General features: G+C 67.6%; 16 protein-coding genes. 10 read left to right on the top strand and 6 right to left on the bottom strand.

Translation table 11 applies throughout. From position 1 onward, the window contains the following. Positions 1 to 9 precede the first annotated feature (9 nt). From M5C96_RS25175 to M5C96_RS25160, 4 genes are read right to left on the bottom strand one after another with little or no spacing between them, the layout of a single operon-like run. Positions 10 to 834 carry a (R)-mandelonitrile lyase gene (locus tag M5C96_RS25175; protein WP_272566040.1) on the bottom strand — a complete coding sequence of 275 codons (825 nt, stop codon included), beginning with the start codon at positions 832 to 834 and terminating at the stop codon, positions 10 to 12. Then, entirely contained in the window at positions 831 to 1,448 is a 618-nt protein-coding gene (locus M5C96_RS25170; RefSeq protein WP_272566039.1) for a flavodoxin, read from the bottom strand. The genes M5C96_RS25175 and M5C96_RS25170 overlap by 4 nt, the downstream gene beginning before the upstream one ends. A 15-nt stretch (positions 1,449 to 1,463) precedes the next feature. After that, on the bottom strand, positions 1,464 to 2,453 hold the full coding sequence (locus M5C96_RS25165; RefSeq protein WP_272566038.1) for an aldo/keto reductase: 990 nt from the start codon (positions 2,451 to 2,453) through the stop codon (positions 1,464 to 1,466). 10 nt (positions 2,454 to 2,463) lie between these two features. Further along, positions 2,464 to 3,480, bottom strand: a complete 1,017-nt coding sequence (locus M5C96_RS25160; protein WP_272569840.1) for an alpha/beta hydrolase — start codon at positions 3,478 to 3,480, stop codon at positions 2,464 to 2,466. 262 nt (positions 3,481 to 3,742) lie between these two features. Here M5C96_RS25160 and M5C96_RS25155 point away from each other — a divergent pair, with 262 nt between their 5' ends. After that, positions 3,743 to 4,729 carry a LysR family transcriptional regulator gene (locus tag M5C96_RS25155; RefSeq protein WP_272566037.1) on the top strand — a complete coding sequence of 329 codons (987 nt, stop codon included), beginning with the start codon at positions 3,743 to 3,745 and terminating at the stop codon, positions 4,727 to 4,729. On the opposite strand, the gene M5C96_RS25150 is transcribed toward M5C96_RS25155, so the two are convergent. Together M5C96_RS25150 and M5C96_RS25145 are read right to left on the bottom strand one after the other, a co-directional pair. After that, positions 4,726 to 5,643, bottom strand: a complete 918-nt coding sequence (locus tag M5C96_RS25150) for a response regulator transcription factor (RefSeq protein WP_272566036.1) — start codon at positions 5,641 to 5,643, stop codon at positions 4,726 to 4,728. The two genes, M5C96_RS25155 and M5C96_RS25150, sit on opposite strands and share 4 nt — an antisense overlap. Next, entirely contained in the window at positions 5,627 to 9,064 is a 3,438-nt protein-coding gene (locus M5C96_RS25145) for a hybrid sensor histidine kinase/response regulator (RefSeq protein WP_272566035.1), read from the bottom strand. Before M5C96_RS25145 ends, M5C96_RS25150 begins: the two co-directional genes overlap by 17 nt. Before the next feature lie 173 nt (positions 9,065 to 9,237). Here M5C96_RS25145 and urtA point away from each other — a divergent pair, with 173 nt between their 5' ends. From urtA to M5C96_RS25100, 9 genes are all read left to right on the top strand, one after another. Beyond that, a complete protein-coding gene (gene urtA / locus M5C96_RS25140; protein WP_272549824.1) occupies positions 9,238 to 10,503 on the top strand; it encodes an urea ABC transporter substrate-binding protein in 1,266 nt (421 codons plus the stop codon). Between the two features lie 204 nt (positions 10,504 to 10,707). Then, on the top strand, positions 10,708 to 11,622 hold the full coding sequence (gene urtB, locus M5C96_RS25135; RefSeq protein ID WP_272566034.1) for an urea ABC transporter permease subunit UrtB: 915 nt from the start codon (positions 10,708 to 10,710) through the stop codon (positions 11,620 to 11,622). Between the two features lie 58 nt (positions 11,623 to 11,680). Next, positions 11,681 to 12,883, top strand: a complete 1,203-nt coding sequence (urtC, locus tag M5C96_RS25130; RefSeq protein ID WP_272566033.1) for an urea ABC transporter permease subunit UrtC — start codon at positions 11,681 to 11,683, stop codon at positions 12,881 to 12,883. A 24-nt stretch (positions 12,884 to 12,907) separates the two neighbouring features. Then, on the top strand, positions 12,908 to 13,651 hold the full coding sequence (gene urtD / locus M5C96_RS25125) for an urea ABC transporter ATP-binding protein UrtD (protein WP_272566032.1): 744 nt from the start codon (positions 12,908 to 12,910) through the stop codon (positions 13,649 to 13,651). A gap of 51 nt (positions 13,652 to 13,702) precedes the next feature. Then, on the top strand, positions 13,703 to 14,392 hold the full coding sequence (urtE, locus tag M5C96_RS25120; protein WP_272566031.1) for an urea ABC transporter ATP-binding subunit UrtE: 690 nt from the start codon (positions 13,703 to 13,705) through the stop codon (positions 14,390 to 14,392). Positions 14,393 to 14,466: 74 nt separating this feature from the next. After that, the gene (fmdA, locus tag M5C96_RS25115; protein ID WP_272566030.1) at positions 14,467 to 15,693 is read left to right on the top strand and encodes a formamidase; all 1,227 of its coding nucleotides are present in this window, start codon (positions 14,467 to 14,469) and stop codon (positions 15,691 to 15,693) included. 26 nt (positions 15,694 to 15,719) lie between these two features. Continuing rightward, a complete protein-coding gene (locus M5C96_RS25110; RefSeq protein WP_272566029.1) occupies positions 15,720 to 16,076 on the top strand; it encodes an FmdB family zinc ribbon protein in 357 nt (118 codons plus the stop codon). 140 nt (positions 16,077 to 16,216) lie between these two features. After that, positions 16,217 to 16,702 carry a hypothetical protein gene (locus M5C96_RS25105; protein ID WP_272566028.1) on the top strand — a complete coding sequence of 162 codons (486 nt, stop codon included), beginning with the start codon at positions 16,217 to 16,219 and terminating at the stop codon, positions 16,700 to 16,702. Positions 16,703 to 16,727: 25 nt separating this feature from the next. Beyond that, the gene (locus M5C96_RS25100; RefSeq protein ID WP_272566027.1) at positions 16,728 to 17,099 is read left to right on the top strand and encodes a hypothetical protein; all 372 of its coding nucleotides are present in this window, start codon (positions 16,728 to 16,730) and stop codon (positions 17,097 to 17,099) included. Positions 17,100 to 17,128 lie beyond the last annotated feature (29 nt).

Genomic DNA, 17,128 nt, shown 5'->3' with positions numbered 1-17,128 from the left:
TGCGCTTTCTCATTGGACAGGGGCCTTGAAGACGTCCCGCGCCACGCCGACAGCCGTCACGGCGTTCGGCCAGCCCGCATAGAACGCCAGGTGTGTCAGGGCCTCGACCAGTTCCGACTCGGTGACGCCGTTTTGCCGTGCCAGCGCCATGTGCGAGCGCAGCTGGTCGGGGCGGTTCATCGCAATCAGTGCGCTGACGGTGACCAGGCTCCGGTCACGCGGCGACAGGCCCGGCCGGGCCCAGACATCGCCGAACAGCACGTCGTCGGTGAGCTGGGCCAGCTTCGGCGCGACGTCGCCGAGCAACTGCTGGGCACGGGAGGGCTGGGCCGCAGAAGCGGAGGGGGTCGGGGACGTGTCCGTACGCGGCTTTGCCTGGTAGTCCTGTTCGCTGACCTGCTCCAGCCAGTCCACGGTCTTGCCGTCCTGCGCTTCCTGGATGGCGATGTGCGCCATGGCGCTGTCCGGTGCGGCGCCGTGCCAGTGGCGTGCATGGGGCGGGATGCGCACGACATCGCCCGGACGGATTTCCTCGACGGGTCCACCCCAGCGCTGCACGCGGCCAACCCCTTCCGTCACGATCAGCGTCTGGCCCAGCGGATGGGTGTGCCACGCGGTGCGGGCACCGGGGGCGAAGCGGACTTTGCCCGCCGAGGTGCGGGTGCCGCCGTCGGGGGTGAAAAGCATCTCGACCTGGACCGTGCCGGTAAAGTTCTGCGCCGGTGCCGACTGCACCGGGCGCGAGGCCGCGCGGGAGATCCGGATTTCCGGCTCGGCGGCGCCGGCGGTGTTCAGCATCGAGAACGCAAGCGCAGCGGCTGCGATGGGTTTCATGGTGTGCCTCCTTGGCGTGTGGTGGACGGGAGATGGGCTTGCAGCCATTGCGTCACCTGGTTCATGGTGCGCCGCTCCTGGTCCGCCTCCATGGCGAAGCCGCGGTGCAGCCGCGCCTTCGGCGCATGGGCGGCGAGCACGGACGGGCTGTTGCCCAATCCGTAGCCCCCGTGGGTGACGAAGGGAATCAAGGTCTTGCCTGCAAGATCGTGTGTGGAGAGGAACGAGCGGATGGCAGGAGGTGCCGTCTCGCCCCAGATCGGAAAGCCCAGGAAGATCGTGTCGTAGCGGCCGATGCCCGGCACCTGCGCATGCAGCGCGGGTTCAAGGCCGCTGTCGCGCTCTTTCCGGGCTTGCTCGACCACCGCGAGGTATTCCGCGGGATAGGGCACGGCCGTCTGGATCTCGAAGAAATCGGCACCGTGGGCGCGCTGGATCAGGCCGGCCACGACGCGCGTGTTGCCGGTGCGCGAGAAGCAGGCCACCAGCGTGGTCGGCGATGGGCCTGGGCGCGGCCCCTCCGATCGGGTGCTGGCACCTGCCGGGCCGCCGAGCGACAGCCCCGCCAGCGAGGCCATCAGCGCACGCCGGTCAGGTGCTGGTGGGAATGCCATGCGAGCGCCTGTGCATCAACGTCCCACGCGCGCCTGCAGCGCTGCGGGATAGCGGTCGCCTTCGATCGGCACTTCGGCCAGCACGCGCGCGATACTGCGGAGATCGTCGGCGGAAAGCGCCAGGGATGCCGCGCCCAGGTTCTCGTCCAGACGGTGCCGCTTCGTCGTTCCGGGAATGGGCACGATCCACGGTTTTTGCGCCAGCAGCCACGCCAGGGCCACCTGTGCGGGCGTCACGCCCTTGGCTTGCGCAATGGCGCCCAAGGACTCGACCAGCGCCTGGTTGGCCTGGCGCGCCTGCGGACTGAAGCGGGGCACGATGCTGCGGAAGTCGTCCTGGCCGAAGGGCGTGGTCGGGTCGATGGCCCCGGTGAGAAACCCCTTGCCCAGGGGGCTGAACGGTACGAAGCCGATCCCCAGCTCTTCCAGGGTTGGCAGGATCGCCTGCTCCGGTTCGCGCCACCACAGGGAGTATTCACTCTGCAAGGCGGTCACCGGCTGCACCGCGTGGGCACGGCGAATGGTCTGCGCCCCGGCCTCCGACAGGCCGAAGTGGCGCACCTTGCCTTCGGCGATCAGCGCCTTCACGGTGCCGGCGACATCCTCGATCGGCACATCGGGGTCCACCCGGTGCTGGTAGAGCAGGTCGATCACGTCCGTGCGCAGGCGCTTGAGCGAACCCTCCACCGCCCGGCGGATGTGCTCGGGCCGGCTGTTGAGAATCTGCTGTTTGCCGTCGTCCCCGAACGTGAAGCCGAACTTGGTGGCGATCACGACCTGATCGCGCATCGGTGCCAAGGCTTCGCCGACCACATCCTCGTTGAGATAGGGGCCGTACACCTCTGCGGTGTCGAAGAAGGTCACGCCGCGCTCCACCGCGGCCCGGATGAGAGAGACCGCCTGCTGCCGGTCGGTCGCCGGCCCATAGCCATGGCTCAGGCCCATGCAGCCCAGGCCCAGTGCGGACACCTGCAGGCCGGATTGGCCCAGTTGACGTTTTTCCATGGGGTTCACCTCACAAAGTTTTTGCGTAGAACGCGGTCAGCTTGGCCATGGCCGCATCCACGTAGCGCGGGACCCAATAGGTCTCGATGTGGGTGGCCCCTTCGATCTTGAACAGTTCCTTGTCCTTGGCGCCGGTGGCCTTGGCGAAGGCGTCCTCGCTCATGTACAGGCTGTCGGCCTGGCTGCCGGCGATCATCAGCAAGGGCTGCTCGATCAGGTCGATATGGTCGGTCGCATCCCAGCGCATCAGGTCCACCAGGCTGCTCATCGTGTACTTGAAGGTCGAGTTCGGGTGTGCGTGCGTCTTCCAGTAATACGCGTAGCCCTGGCGGTACAGGTCGAAGGGCAGCTTTGCGATCTGCTCGTCGGTGAGGTTGGCATCGCCTGCGTAAAGGACTTCTCCGCCCGCGGCCTCCTGCGCCCGGGCCGCCGAAGCCTGCTGCAGCCGTTGCGGCACGGTGTGGAGTTGGGAATCCGCATAGCCATTGCGGCGCACCCGTCCCGAATTGAACATGCTGACCGTCGCGACCGACTTGAACCGCTTGTCCGTCTGGGCCGCAGCCAGCGAATACCCACCGCCGCCGCACAGGCCCAGCAGCGCCATGCGCTGGGGGTCCACCCCGGCATACCGCGCCAGGAAATCCGCCATGCCGTGGATGTCCTCGATGCGGTTCGCGGGCTTGTCCACGCTGCGAGGCAGCCCGCCGCTGGCACCCTGGTAGGCCGCATCCGCCGCGATCGTGATGTAGCCCTGCTCGGCCAGTCGTTGCGCGTACAGGCCTGCCACCTGCTCCTTGACCCCGCCGTTCGGATGCGCGACCACGACGGCGGGATAGGCCTTGGCAGGATCGAAATGGGCCGGCGTGTAGACGTTCGCGGAAATGTCCAGGCCATTGAGCACGTACCTGACGGGGTGGATCTGAACCTTGCCGGGCTCGTTCCTGGTGATCGCACCTTCGTAGACCAGGGTGAAGGGGTTCTTCTGATGGTCCGCCGCGACGGCCTCTGCGCCGGCGATGCCGACCATCGCCGCAAGAAGCGTGGTTTTCAATGGGTTGGGAATCATGGGCGAGGCTCCTGTCCAGAAAGCGTTGTGGAATCCGGGTGGCTGCGCACGCTGCGACTGGCAACGGATCGTTGTCATCGCGACTGCGCAGCGTTCCACCCTTGCCTCGGACTTTAGGCAGTGGGGCTGCAAGCCACTAGCCCGCTTCAGCTTGCACCAGTGGCAAGTAAAGGTTGATACTGGGGTGCGCCCGACAGCGTGTTCTCATCCGGTCACACCCACCATGCCCATCAATGAATTCAAGGCGATCTCCACCTTCGCCAAGGCCGTCGAACTGGGGAGCATTCGACAGGCGGCCCTGGCGCAAGGGGTCTCTCCGCAGGCGGCGAGTCAGGCCATCGCCCAACTGGAGCAGCACCTCGGTGTCTGGCTGCTTCACCGAACGACCCGCCATCTCGCGCTCACCGAAGAGGGACAGAACCTGCTGGAGAGCACGCAGCCGGCCCTGGCGGCGCTAGACCGGGCCCTGGCCTCGGCCCGCCAGAGCAAGGAGGGCATTGCCGGCCCCCTGCGCATCGTCGGACCCAGGACCTCCTTTGCGGAAATCCTGATGCCGGTGCTGGACGAGTTCTGCCAAGCCCATCCCGGCATTCAACCGGACGTTCACCTGGACGACGGCATTGGCAACTGGGTGCAAGACCGGGTCGATATCGGTTTCAGAATCGGGGCATCGCCCCAGGAGGGGGTGATCGGCCGGCAGTTGTTTCCGATCCAGATGATCGTGTGCGCCGCTCCGGCCTATCTGGCTGCGCACGGCATGCCCCACACGCTGGAGGATCTGGCCACACACCGATGCAGCGTGTACCGCCACCCGGCCACGGGGAAGGTCTCCGCCTGGTATCTGACCGTCGATGGAAAGGTCGAGCACCGGCAGATGTCGCCAGCGTTCGCGACCAATGATTCCGAACTGGAATTGCAGGCCGTGCTGTCGGGGCAGGTGATCGGGCAGCTCGCGAATTTCTCCGCGGCCTCGCATATCCGGGCGGGGCGGCTGGTGCCCGTGCTGGTGGCGCACCTCAGCACCCACATCGGCCTGCACATCTACTACGGAAACCGCACCGCCCAGCCCAGGCGGGTGCGGGCGTTCCTGGACCTTGCGATCGCTCGCCTGCTCGATTGCCCCGCTTACGTGCTCTCCGGCAAGGAACTGGCCTCGGCCACGCAGGGAGCGAGGCGCGCGTTGTCGAAGGGCGCCGTGGCCCGGCCCTAGTCCTGCAGCAGCTGCCCCGCCAGCGCCGCCGCGGCGGTGCGCGTTTCCACGCCGAGCTTTTCGAAGATGTGCTCCAGGTGCTTGTTCACCGTGCGCGGGCTCATGCCCAAAATGTCAGCGATGTCGCGGTTGGTCTTGCCTTTGGCGAGCCACGACAGCACCTCGGTCTCGCGCGGGGTCAGCGCCACGGGCGGCAACCGCGGCGCGGCGGTGCCTGCGGCCGGGCCCTGGCTGAGCAGCAGCATCGACTCGGCCAGGCCGCTCGCGCCCAGGTGGCGGGCCTGCAGCTGGAAGCCGCCGGGCAGGGGCGTGCTGGCTTCGCCCTGCCGCTGGGCATGCGCCAGCCAGCGCGCGGGGTCGCCCGCGGGAGCGTCGCCGTGCCCGCCGAAGGCGGCCTCCAGCCAGCGCGTGGCCTGCGGCGAACGCCAGGCGATGCGGTCCTGGCCGTCGAGCACGACCACGCCCAGGCCCGCCACGTCCACGGCCTCGCGCGCCAGCCGGGCCGCCTGCGCGTTGGCCACGTGGGTGGCCAGGCGGGCCATCACCTCGGGAATGCGCAGGGGCTTGACCACATAGTCCACGCCGCCGCTGGCAAAGCCGCGCAGGATCTGCTCGGTCTCCGACAGCCCGGTCATGAAGACGATGGGCACGTGCGCCCACGGCGGCGTTGCCTTGATACGGCGGCACAACGCGAAGCCGTCGGTGCCGGGCATCACCGCATCGAGCAGCACGCCGTCGGGCACGGTCACCTCGAAGCGCTCGATGGCCTCGTCGGCATCGCGCGCGGCCAGCACGGCATAGCCTTCGCCTGCCAGCGCATCGCACAGCATGCGCAGGGTGTCCAGCGCATCGTCCACCACCAGGATGACGCGGCGCGGGGCGGCGGCCTGCACGCTGTCAGGGGAGTTCGTCATGTTCGGGTTCTCGCAGAAGGTGGGCCAGGGCATCGAAGTCGAAGCGGTCCGCGCAGGCCTGCAGCTGCGCCAGCGCAGCGGCATGGCCAGGCAGGCCGTCGCGTGCGCTGCGCAGCCGCTCGCGCACTGCGGCGGCCTGGCCCTGCCGCGCCAGGCGGTTCAGGTCTTCGCGCAGGTCGGCAGGCAGGGTGTGGGGCGGCGGCGCGGGGCTGGCGGGTGGCGGTCCCGGCGTGGCAGGGGCCTTGGCCGGCGTGTTGTCGTGCACCCATTCCAGTTGCAGGGCGGCCTGCAGGGCCTGCAGCAGCTCCGATTCGATGATGGGCTTGCCCACGAAACCCTGGCACTGGGCGGCGGCCAGCCGCGCGGGCTCGTTGTCGAACTGGTTGGCCGAGACGAAGACGATCGGCAGCGCTGCCGCCGGGCGCAGCGCCCGCAGCAGGGCGGCCGTCTGCCAGCCGTCGAGGTCGTCCATGGTGATGTCCAGCAGCACGAGGTCGGGGGGCGCCTGCCGCACGATCTCCAGGCATTCGCGGCCGCTGGCGGCCTCGCGCACGGTGAACCCCAGCGGCACCAGCAACCCGGCCAGCAGCTGGCGCTGCAGCGGCTGGTCGTCCACCACCAGCAGCGTGCGGCGCGGCGCGATGTGGCCGATGACGGGCCGCAGGGCCACGGCGTGCGTGGGGCGCCAGGCCGGGTCGGGGGAGATGCCGGGCAGGTACAGCCGAACGGTGAAGGTGCTGCCCTGGCCGTGCCGGCTGGCCACGGTGAGCTGGCCGCCCATGAGTTCGGTGAGCAGGTGTGTGATGGTGAGGCCCAGGCCCGTGCCCGCCTCGCTCGCGCGGCGCCCGGCGCTGCCGCGCTCGAACGGTAGAAAGATGCGCTCCAGATCCTGCGGCTCGATGCCGATGCCGGTGTCGATCACCTCGATGCGCGAGACGTGCGGGCGAAAGTCCAGACGCAGGCGCACCTCGCCCTGCTGGGTGAAGCGCACGGCGTTGGACAACAGGTTGATGAGGATCTGGCGCAGCCGCTTCCCATCGGCCCGGATCCAGTCGGGCATGGTGCCCAGGGTCTCCACCACGAAGGCCAGGCCCCGGGCCTCGGCCTGCGGGCGCAGCATGCCTTCGACGTTGCGGATCAGCTCGGCCAGCGGCAGCGGCGCCAGGTCCAGCCTCAGCCGGCCCGCCTCAATGCGGGCCAGCTCGAGCGAGCCATCGATCAGCGCGTGCATGTGCTGACCGCTGTGCTGCATGGTGGACAGCGTCTCGCGCATCCAGCCGTCGGTCTCGGGGTTCTTGAGCAGGATCTGCGTGTAGCCGAGGATGCTGTTGAGCGGCGAGCGCAGCTCGTGCGTCATGCCGGCCACGTAGCGTGTCTTGGCCATGCTGGCGGATTCGGCCCGGTCCTTGGCGGCCTGCAACTCGGCATCGGTGCGCTTGTGGGCTTCGATCTCCTGCAGCAGCAGCTGCGTCTGCCGCTCGGACTCGTCCTGCGCCATGCGCCGGCTGTCGGTGCTGAGCACCACCCACCAGGCGCACACGGCCGCCAGCAGGGACAGCAGGGCGAACACCTTCAGGAACGGGGTGCGCAGGAATTGGGCCGGTGTCTCCAGCCCCTCCTGCACGTAGACCACGCCCACCAGGAATGCCATCACCGCGCACAGCGACACCAGCACCATCAGGTACTGGCCGAGGCGGAAGTTCACCCGGGCCGCCCAGGTGCGCGGCAGCAGCAGCGCGGCCACCGCGCGCAATTGGTCGGCCGCGCGCGAGCCGGTCTTGCAGCGGTCGTGGCAGCGCGATTCGAGCGAGCAGCACAGCGAGCAGATGGGCGCGCCGTAGGCCGGGCAGCGGGCCATGTCCTCGGACTCGAACGGGTTCTCGCACACTGCGCAGCGCACGGACTCGCCGGGCTTCCACAGCGTGTCCGGCATGCGGGCCAGGTAGTAGCGCCCGCCGGTGGCCCAGGCCAGCAGCGGCGACAGCGCCATCGACAGCGCCAGCGCGATGAAGGGCGAGAACGCGGCCGCATGGTCGCCCAGCAGGCCGGCGTAGGCGCAGCAGGCCATGGCGGCCGCCAGCACCATGGCCCCCAGGCCCACGGGGTTGAAGTCGTACAAATGCGCCCGCCGGAACTCGATGCCCCGGGGCGACAGGCCCAGCGGCTTGTTGATGACGAGATCGGCCACCAGCGCGCCCACCCAGGCGATGGCCACGTTGCTGTACACGGCCAGCACCTTCTCCAGCGCGCCGAACACGCCCAGCGTCATCAGCAGCGTGGCGATGCCCACGTTGAACACCAGCCACACCACGCGTCCCGGGTGGCTGCGCGTGATGCGGGCGAAGAAATTGGACCAGGCGAGCGAGCCCGCATACGCATTGGTCACGTTGATCTTCACCTGCGAGACCACCACGAACACCACCGTGACCGCCACGGCCAGGCCCGGCAGCCCCAGCGCCTGCATGACCTGCTGAAAGCCGGCCAGGAACATCTGCGTGGGCTCGGCCGCGCGGTGCGTTCCGACCTCAAACTGCAGCGCGGCGAAGGCGAGGAACGCGCCGCCCGCCATCTTGAGCATGCCCATCACGATCCAGCCCGGGCCGGCCACCAGCACCGCGCCCCACCAGCGCCAGCGGTTGGCGGCGGTGCGCTCGGGCAGAAAGCGCAGGATGTCCACCTGCTCGCCGATCTGCACCACCAGGGAGAAGATCACCGCCGCCGCGGCACCGAACATGAGCGGATCGAACTGGCTGCTGCCGCTCTTGAGGCCCGACAGCCCCGCGAAGTCGCGGTACAGCTGCGGCTGCGCGAGCGCGATCCACACGAAGGGCAGCAGCAGCAGGAAGAGCCACAGCGGCTGCGTCCACGCCTGCAGCCGGGAGATGAGCGTGATGCCGCGCATGGCCAGCGGCAGGATCACGAGGGACGACAGCACATAGCACCACTGCAGCGGCCAGTCCACCGCCATCTGCAGTGCCAGCGCCATGATGGCGGCCTCCAGCGCGAAGAAGATGAAGGTGAACACCGCGTAGATCAGCGAGGTGATGGTGGAGCCCAGGTAGCCGAAGCCCGCGCCGCGCGTGAGCAGGTCCATGTCCAGCCCGTAGCGCGCCGCGCAGTAGGCGATCGGCAGGCCGGTGAGAAAGATCAGCACGCCCACCGCCAGGATGGCCCACATCGCATTGGCGAAGCCGTAGTTGAGCGCGATGGCGCCGCCGATGGCTTCGAGCGCCAGGAACGACAGCGAGCCGAACGCCGTGTTGGCCACGCGCCATTCGCTCCAGCGCCGAAAGCCCTTGGGCGTGTAGCGCAGCGCGTAGTCCTCCATCGTCTCGTCGGCCACCCAGGCGTTGTATTCGCGGCGGAACCGAAAAATAGTCTGCGGCGCGGTCTGGGGGGTGGGCGGTGCGATCGGGGCCATGCCGGGCCTGCATGCAAGAAACGTTCTTGTCCGCGCCGCACGCCGGCGCCGGGCGGCCGGCTACGTCAATTGACGTATGGGCGCGCAGCAGGGTTGTCCCTAATCTTGGCCCCAGCGCGGAACCACCGACGCCGTCCAACCACCCCGTATTGCCTGTTGCAAGGAGCGCTCCCATGAAGCACCCCCTCGATCCGAATGTCTCCCCCCTCCTGGCCGCGGATGCGGGCCGCCGCCGGCTGCTGCAGGCCATGGGGGCCGCCTCGGTGGCGGGCCTGCCCGCATGGTCCTTCGCGCAGCCCACGGCGCAGGTCAACACCACCAAGCTGGCGGTGACGGACACCGAGGTCACCGTGGGCCAGCTGCATTCGGCGACTGGCACCATGGCCATCTCGGAGACGGGATCGATCCAGGCCGAGCAGCTCGCCATCGACCAGATCAACGCCATGGGCGGCGTGCTGGGCCGCAAGATCAAGGTCATCAAGGAAGACGGCGCCTCCGACTGGCCGACGTTCGCTGAAAAGTCCAAGAAGCTGCTCATCAACGACCACTGCGCCGCCGTGTTCGGCTGCTGGACCAGCGCCTCGCGCAAGGCCGTGCTGCCCGTGTTCGAGAAGGAGAACGGCCTGCTGTACTACCCCACGTTCTACGAGGGCCTGGAGCAGTCCAAGAACGTGATCTACACCGGTCAGGAGGCCACGCAGCAGATCCTGTACAGCCTGGAATGGGCCAAGACCGAGAAGAAGGCCAAGACCTTCTTCCTGATCGGCTCGGACTACATCTGGCCGCGCACCTCGATGAAGATCGCACGCAAGCACGTGGAGAACTTCCAGAAGGGCAAGGTCGTGGGCGAGGAGTACTACCCGCTGGGCAGCACCAACTTCGGCTCGCTCATGAACAAGATCAAGGTGCAAAAGCCCGACTGCCTGTTCGTCGCCGTGGTGGGCGGCTCCAACGTGGCGTTCTACAAGGCGCTCAAGGCGGCGGGCATCACGGGCGACAAGCAGCTGCTGGTGACGCTGTCGGTCACCGAGGACGAGATGACCGGCGTGGGCGGCGAGAACTTCGCGGGCTTCTATTCGTCGATGAAGTACTTCCAGTCGCTGGACAACGAGAACAACAAGAAATTCGTGGCCGCCTTCAAGGCCAAGTACGGTCCCAACGCGGTGATCGGCGACGTCACGCAGGCGGGCTATCTCGGCCCCTGGCTGTGGAAGGCCGCCGTCGAGAAGGCCAAGAGTTTCGACGTGGACAAGGTGGTGGCCGCGTCGCCGGGCATCGAACTCAAGACCGCGCCCGAGGGCTACGTGAAGGTGGACGCCAACCACCACCTGTGGAGCAAGTCGCGCATCGCGCAGGGACTGCCGGACGCTACGTTCAAGGTGGTGGCCGAATCGCCCGAACTCATCAAGCCCGATCCCTTCCCCAAGGGGTATCAGTGACCACCCCCTGAGGCGCTGCGCGCCTTCCCCCTCTCTCGCTGCGCGGGAGGGGGACGACACCTTCGGTGCGGGGCGGCCCTTCCTCGGTGTCCCCGGCATGAGGCCACGCCGGTCGTCAGTCCCGTGCCTGGTGCGGACCGTTGTGAGGGCGGCACTGCCGCATCGGGTTTTTTCTTTGATGGGCTTGCACGCAGGAGCTGCACCATGACCTTTTCCGAAATGATGAACATCGGCCTGATGCAGGGCTTCGCCGGCCTGAGCCTGTTCGCCGTGCTGCTGCTCATGGGCCTGGGGCTGGCGATCATCTTCGGCCAGATGGGCGTCATCAACATGGCGCACGGCGAGTTCATGACCATCGGCGCCTACACCATCTACCTGGGCTCCACGCTCGCGTCCACGCACGCGCCGCAGTGGATGCCGTTCTATTTCCCGCTGGCCATCGCCGCGGCCTTCGGCTTCGCGTTCATTGCGGGCTGGCTGGTGGAATGGGGCCTGATCCGCCACCTGTACAAGCGCCCGCTGGACACCCTGCTGGCCACCTGGGGCATCAGCCTGGGGCTGCAGCAGTGCTTTCGCACCTTCATCGGCCCCAAGGAGGTGAGTCCGACCCTGCCCGACTGGCTGCTGGGATCGTGGGCGCCCGCGGAGGGGCTGGACATTCCCATCAACGGCCTGTTCGTGCTGGCGCTCACTCTGGTGGTGACGGTGGGCGTGCTGCTCGCGCTGCACAAGAGCCGCTGGGGCCTGCGGGTGCGGGCCACGGTCAGCAACCGGGTGATGGCCAACGCCATCGGCATCGATACGAAGAAGACCGACCGCCTCACCTTCGCCATCGGCTGCGGTATCGCTGGGGTGGCGGGCGCTGCGTTCACCACCATCGGCTCCACGGGGCCCACCTCGGGCTCGCTCTACATCGTCGATGCGTTCCTCGTCGTCACCTTCGGCGGCGCGGCGAGCCTGCTGGGCACGGTGGTGTCCGCCTTCGGCATCGCGCAGACGCAATCGATCACTGAGTTCTTCCTCGCCGGCTCCATGGCCAAGGTGATCACGCTGTCGCTGATCGTGCTGATCCTGATGGTGCGGCCGCAGGGCCTGTTCGCCTCGAAGGTGCGCCGCTGAGCGCGCCCCCATCGCTTCCATCGCCTTGTCCACACGCTGCACCCACCGGAGTCGCCCCATGAATGCCCTCAAAGCCTGGATCCTGCGCTACCAGTTGGCCAGCCTGGTGCTGCTCACGGTGCTGCTGGCCGTGGTGCTGCCGCTGGCGCTCGACATCTTCCGGCTGAACCTCGTCGGCAAGTACCTCACCTATGCCTTCGTGGCCATCGGCCTGGTGATGGTGTGGGGCTATGGCGGCGTGCTCAGCCTGGGGCAGGGCGTTTTCTTCGGCCTGGGCGGTTACGCCATGGCGATGTTTCTGAAGCTCGAAGCCTCCGACCCCATGAGCACCAGGATCCAGTCCACACCGGGCATTCCGGACTTCATGGACTGGAACCAGATCACCGAGCTGCCCGCGTTCTGGGTGCCGTTCAAGAGCCTGCCGTTCTCGCTGGCGGCCGTGATCGTGGCGCCCACGCTGCTGGCCTGGGTGGTGAGCTTCGCCATGTTCAAGCGCCGCGTGGGCGGCGTGTATTTCGCGATCATCACGCAGGCCGTGGCGCTGATCTGCACCGTGCTCATCATCGGCCAGCAGGGCTATACGGGCGGCGTGAACGGCATGACCGACCTGAAGACGCTGTGGGGCTGGGACACGCGCACTGACAGCGCCAAATACATTCTTTACTACGTGTGCGTGGCGCTGCTGGTGGCGTCCATCGTGCTGTGCCGCTTCATCCAGACGAGCAAGCTGGGCACGCTGCTGCTGGCCATGCGCGACAAGGAAGACCGCGTGCGGTTCTCGGGCTACGACGTCGCCAATTTCAAGGTGTTTACCTTCTGCTTGGCGGCGGCGCTCTCGGGCATCGGGGGTGCGCTGTTCACGCTGCAGGTGGGGTTCATGTCGCCGAGCTTCGTGGGCATCGTGCCGTCGATCGAGATGGTGATCTACGCGGCGGTGGGTGGCCGCATGAGCCTGGTGGGCGCGGTGTACGGCACGCTGCTGGTCAACGCGGGCAAGACGTACTTCTCGGAGAGCTTTCCCGACCTGTGGCTGTTCCTCATGGCGGGACTGTTCATCGGCGTGACCATGGCCTTCCCGCTGGGGCTGGCCGGCCTGTGGGAAAGCCGCATCGTGCCCTGGTGGAAGGGCCGCCGCGAGGCCCTGCGCCAGGCCGCAGTGCCCGCGCCGCAGGCCGCCGCGGCGCGCAGCACCGCGGTGGATACCGAGCCGGCGGCGCGCGGGCCCGGCCTGCCCGAAGGCACCCGCCGCCAGAGCGCCTGAGCGCACGCAACCGGAGCACCTCCCATGAGCAACACCGACTTCGCCCTGGCCGTGGAAGACCTGACCGTCTCGTTCGAGGGCTTCAAGGCCATCGACACCCTCACGCTGTACGTGGACAGGAACGAGCTGCGCGTGATCATCGGCCCCAACGGCGCGGGCAAGACGACGCTGCTGGACCTGATCTGCGGCAAGACGCGCGCCACCAGCGGCAGCATCAAGTTCAAGAACGAGGAGCTGACGCGCATGGCAGAGCACAAGCGCGTGCGGCTGGGCATCGGCCGCAAGTTCCAGACGCCGTCCATCTACGAGAACCTGTCGGTCTTCCAGAACCTGGAGGTGTCCTATCCCACCGGGCGCACCGTGTTCGGTGCGCTGGCCTTTCGCTGCATCAGCGCAGTGAAGGAGCGGGTGCAGGACGTGGCCGACGACATCGGCCTGGGCGGGTTGCTCGCCACCGAGGCCGGCCTGCTCTCGCACGGCCAGAAGCAATGGCTGGAGATCGGCATGCTGCTGATGCAGGAGCCCGAGCTGCTGATGCTGGACGAGCCCATCGCCGGCATGAGCGCGCGCGAGCGCGAGCTCACGGCCGAACTGCTGCAGCGTATCTGCAGGAACCGCGCGGTGATCGTGATCGAGCACGACATGGAGTTCGTCAAGCGCATCGCGCACAAGGTCACCGTGATGCACCAGGGAAAGATCCTGGCCGAGGGATCGATGGACAAGGTCCAGAACGACCCCAAGGTGATCGACGTGTACCTCGGCCATTGAGACGCGCTGCTGTCCTTTGCCCATGCCCTGAGTTTTCTGGAGCCTCAATCCATGCTGAAAGTCACAGACCTGCACGTCGCCTATGGGCAGAGCGAAGCGTTGCACGGCATCTCGTTCGAGGGCCGCGCCAATGAAACCGTGGCCATCATGGGCCGCAACGGCATGGGCAAGACCACGCTGTTCAAAAGCCTCATGGGCGTGATGCCGGTCAAGAGCGGCTGCATCAGCGTGGCCGGCCAGGAGGTGACGCGGGACGAGAGCTTCCGGCGCGTGGCCAAAGGCATCGCCTACGTGCCGCAGGGCCGCATGATCTTCCCCACGCTGACGGTGGAGGAGAACATCCAGACCGGCCTGGAGAACTCGAAGACCCGCCAGATCCCCGAGGAGATCTATGCGCTGTTCCCGGTGCTGTGGGACATGCGCCGGCGCAAGGGCGGCAATCTTTCGGGCGGGCAGCAGCAGCAGCTGGCCATCGCCCGTGCGCTGGTGACCGATCCCAAGGTGCTGCTGCTGGACGAGCCCACCGAGGGCATCCAGCCTTCGATCATCAAGGACATCGCCAAGGCCCTCAACGAGATCCGCAAGCTGCGGCAGATCACCATCGTGGTGAGCGAGCAGGTGCTCTCGTTCGCCATGGACGTGGCCGACCGCCTCTTCGTGATCGAAGGCGGCCGCTTGGTGCACGAGACCGCCCGCGCCGACACCGACCAGCAGCGCATCAAGGCCTACCTGTCCGTGTGACCGGCCACGGTCCGCGACGGATTTCCGTTCCTTCCCACTCGCCTTCTCTTCCCTTCACTTTCCAGGAGCACGCCATGGCTGAAACCCTCATCCACGTCGATCTGAGCCAATCGCCGACCCAGAACGAGAACATCCACAACCGCTGGCATCCCGACATTCCAATGGCCTGCTGGGTGAATCCGGGCGACGATTTCATTCTGGAAACCTTCGACTGGACCGGCGGCTTCATCAAGAACAACGACAGCGCCGACGACGTGCGCGACATCGACCTGACCACGGTGCACTACCTCTCGGGCCCGGTGGGCGTCAAGGGCGCGGAGCCGGGCGACCTGCTGGTGGTGGACCTGCTCGACATCGGCGCCAAGCAGGACAGCCTGTGGGGTTTCAACGGCTTCTTCTCCAAGAAGAACGGCGGCGGCTTCCTGACCGAGCATTTCCCCGAGGCGCAGAAATCGATCTGGGACTTCAAGGGCATGTTCACCAGCTCGCGCCACATCCCGGGCGTCAACTTCGCCGGCCTGATCCACCCCGGCCTCATCGGCTGCCTGCCCGACAAGAAAATGCTCGACCTCTGGAACGAGCGTGAGCAAAAGCTCATCGACACCGATCCCACTGCTGGCCTGGCCAACCCCCCCTCGGCCGGCACCGCTCACATGGGCCGCCTGACCGGCGAAGCCAAGGCCAAGGCCGCGGCCGAAGGCGCACGCACCGTGCCGCCGCGCGAGCACGGCGGCAACTGCGACATCAAGGACCTCTCGCGCGGCTCCAAGGTGTTCTTCCCGGTCTATGTCGACGGCGCGGGCCTCTCGGTGGGCGACCTGCATTTCAGCCAGGGCGACGGCGAAATCACGTTCTGCGGCGCGATCGAAATGGCCGGCTGGGTGCACATGAAGGTCACGCTGATCAAGGGCGGCATGGCCAAGTACGGCATCAAGAACCCGATCTTCAAACCCAGCCCCATCGTGCCGACCTACAACGATTATTTGATCTTCGAAGGCATCTCGGTCGACGAGGCGGGAAAGCAGTACTACCTGGACGTGAACGTGGCCTACCGCCAGGCCTGCCTGAACGCGATCGAGTACCTGAAGAAGTTCGGATACAGCGGCGCCCAGGCATATTCGATCCTGGGCACGGCCCCGGTGCAGGGCCACATCAGCGGCGTGGTCGATGTGCCCAACGCCTGCGCCACGCTGTGGCTGCCGACGCAGATCTTCGAGTTCGACATCAACCCGAACGCCAGCGGCCCGGTGAAGATGCTGGACGGCAGCATCGACATGCCGCTGTCGCCCGACCTCGTCTGATTCCCTCCACCACAGGACACCGCGCCATGCCCACCTACGACTACCAGTGCGCCACGTGTGGCGGCTTTGATGCCCTGCGCAGCCTGGCGCTGCGCAACGAGCCCGCTGCCTGCCCTCGGTGCAGCGCTGCCTCCCCCCGCGTCTTCGCCAGCGCTCCCCGGCTGGCCTGCGTGAGCCCGGAGCAGCGCCGTGCGTTCGACACCAACGAGCGGGCGCAGCATGCGCCGCGCTCCTCCCGCAACGGTGACGAAGGCAGTTACGGGCGGATGCGCCATCCGGCGGGGTGCGGCTGCTGCGGCTCTGGCAAGCGCAGCGCCGCGGTGACGGCGGCGAGCGGAGCGAAGGCGTTTCCGTCCAAGCGGCCCTGGATGATCAGCCACTAGGTGACCGGGACGTAGGCAAGCCGTGGGGTACTGCCCCATGGCCCACGCATGACCAAAATGACGGGGGCCGCGGCCCACAGAAAGCGCAGCTGCGCTGTTGTCTTACCCCTGGGCAGTGCCTGTTGCGACACATTTCGCCCATGGCAAATCGTGTTGCAAGGTGGGTTGAGCCCTGGCGCCTGTCGGCTTGCGGCCGCCGGGCTGGACTGGCGTGGCTGCCGCTTCTCGCGGCACTGGCCGGCTGTGAAGGCCGTCATGATCTGGCTTCCAGCGGATGCCTGCCGCTGCGTGCGCCGGCCCGTGTGGTGCTGCTGCAGGAATCCGGCCTCTACCAGGTGCGCGATGCGCCGACGCTCGTGCTCTCACCGCATCCGCGCGATACGGCGAACGACCGCTTTCACGGCCTGCAGCGGGTCCGCACGCTGCCGCCCGGGACGCCGCTGGAGATCACGCGCCTGGAACAGGCCTGGGGTTTGGACGTGGGGAAAGGGCGCATCAGTGCGTTCGGCACGTCGCCGCAGGGCGAGCCCTTCGAGTACGGTTGGGGTGGTGGCACGCAGATCGGCCGCGCGCCCTGGGAACCGGCCTCCGTTCCGCCACTTCGGGCGGTGCGGTGTGGTGATTGACCCCCCGCAAGACAAAGGAGCACAGATGGCATTTTCTTTTCGCAGCGCTGCATGCATGGCGGTCATGGCCGCAGCGGCCCCGGCTTTCGCCCAGAGCGTGCTGTACACCGCGCGCCCGGCCATCGGGCTGAGCGTGAGCGACAAGATGGCGACCCGCCAGCCGCGTGTGGAGTTCACCGTGACCATGCCGGACGGGAAGACGACCACTGCGACCGCCGAGCCCCAAGGGGGCGGCGAGCGGGCTGGCACCGTGCACTATCCCAGCGATTTCGGCAACGCGGGCACCCGCGTGGGCGACTACACCTGGGTGGCGCGCATCGGTGGCAAGGTCGTGCTCGACGGGCGCTTCAGCTATCGTCCGACGCCCGAGGGACAGCTGCTGTTCGTCCCCCGGTAGAGGCGGTCCGATCCGGCGGCCAGGATAAA

The organism is Acidovorax sp. GBBC 1281, from assembly GCF_028473645.1.
Lineage (GTDB): Bacteria > Pseudomonadota > Gammaproteobacteria > Burkholderiales > Burkholderiaceae_C > Paracidovorax.
This window is presented reverse-complemented; position numbering and strand designations above follow the sequence as displayed.

Excerpts from the sequence above, each read along its gene's own strand:
- M5C96_RS25175 (WP_272566040.1), bottom strand. The coding sequence starts at position 834 with ATGAAACCCATCGCAGCCGCTGCGCTTGCGTTCTCGATGCTGAACACC.
- M5C96_RS25170 (WP_272566039.1), bottom strand. The coding sequence starts at position 1,448 with ATGGCATTCCCACCAGCACCTGACCGGCGTGCGCTGATGGCCTCGCTG.
- M5C96_RS25165 (WP_272566038.1), bottom strand. The coding sequence starts at position 2,453 with ATGGAAAAACGTCAACTGGGCCAATCCGGCCTGCAGGTGTCCGCACTG.
- M5C96_RS25160 (WP_272569840.1), bottom strand. The coding sequence starts at position 3,480 with ATGGTCGGCATCGCCGGCGCAGAGGCCGTCGCGGCGGACCATCAGAAG.
- M5C96_RS25155 (WP_272566037.1), top strand. The coding sequence starts at position 3,743 with ATGCCCATCAATGAATTCAAGGCGATCTCCACCTTCGCCAAGGCCGTC.
- M5C96_RS25150 (WP_272566036.1), bottom strand. The coding sequence starts at position 5,643 with ATGACGAACTCCCCTGACAGCGTGCAGGCCGCCGCCCCGCGCCGCGTC.
- M5C96_RS25145 (WP_272566035.1), bottom strand. The coding sequence starts at position 9,064 with ATGGCCCCGATCGCACCGCCCACCCCCCAGACCGCGCCGCAGACTATT.
- urtA (WP_272549824.1), top strand. The coding sequence starts at position 9,238 with ATGAAGCACCCCCTCGATCCGAATGTCTCCCCCCTCCTGGCCGCGGAT.
- urtB (WP_272566034.1), top strand. The coding sequence starts at position 10,708 with ATGACCTTTTCCGAAATGATGAACATCGGCCTGATGCAGGGCTTCGCC.
- urtC (WP_272566033.1), top strand. The coding sequence starts at position 11,681 with ATGAATGCCCTCAAAGCCTGGATCCTGCGCTACCAGTTGGCCAGCCTG.
- urtD (WP_272566032.1), top strand. The coding sequence starts at position 12,908 with ATGAGCAACACCGACTTCGCCCTGGCCGTGGAAGACCTGACCGTCTCG.
- urtE (WP_272566031.1), top strand. The coding sequence starts at position 13,703 with ATGCTGAAAGTCACAGACCTGCACGTCGCCTATGGGCAGAGCGAAGCG.
- fmdA (WP_272566030.1), top strand. The coding sequence starts at position 14,467 with ATGGCTGAAACCCTCATCCACGTCGATCTGAGCCAATCGCCGACCCAG.
- M5C96_RS25110 (WP_272566029.1), top strand. The coding sequence starts at position 15,720 with ATGCCCACCTACGACTACCAGTGCGCCACGTGTGGCGGCTTTGATGCC.
- M5C96_RS25105 (WP_272566028.1), top strand. The coding sequence starts at position 16,217 with ATGGCAAATCGTGTTGCAAGGTGGGTTGAGCCCTGGCGCCTGTCGGCT.
- M5C96_RS25100 (WP_272566027.1), top strand. The coding sequence starts at position 16,728 with ATGGCATTTTCTTTTCGCAGCGCTGCATGCATGGCGGTCATGGCCGCA.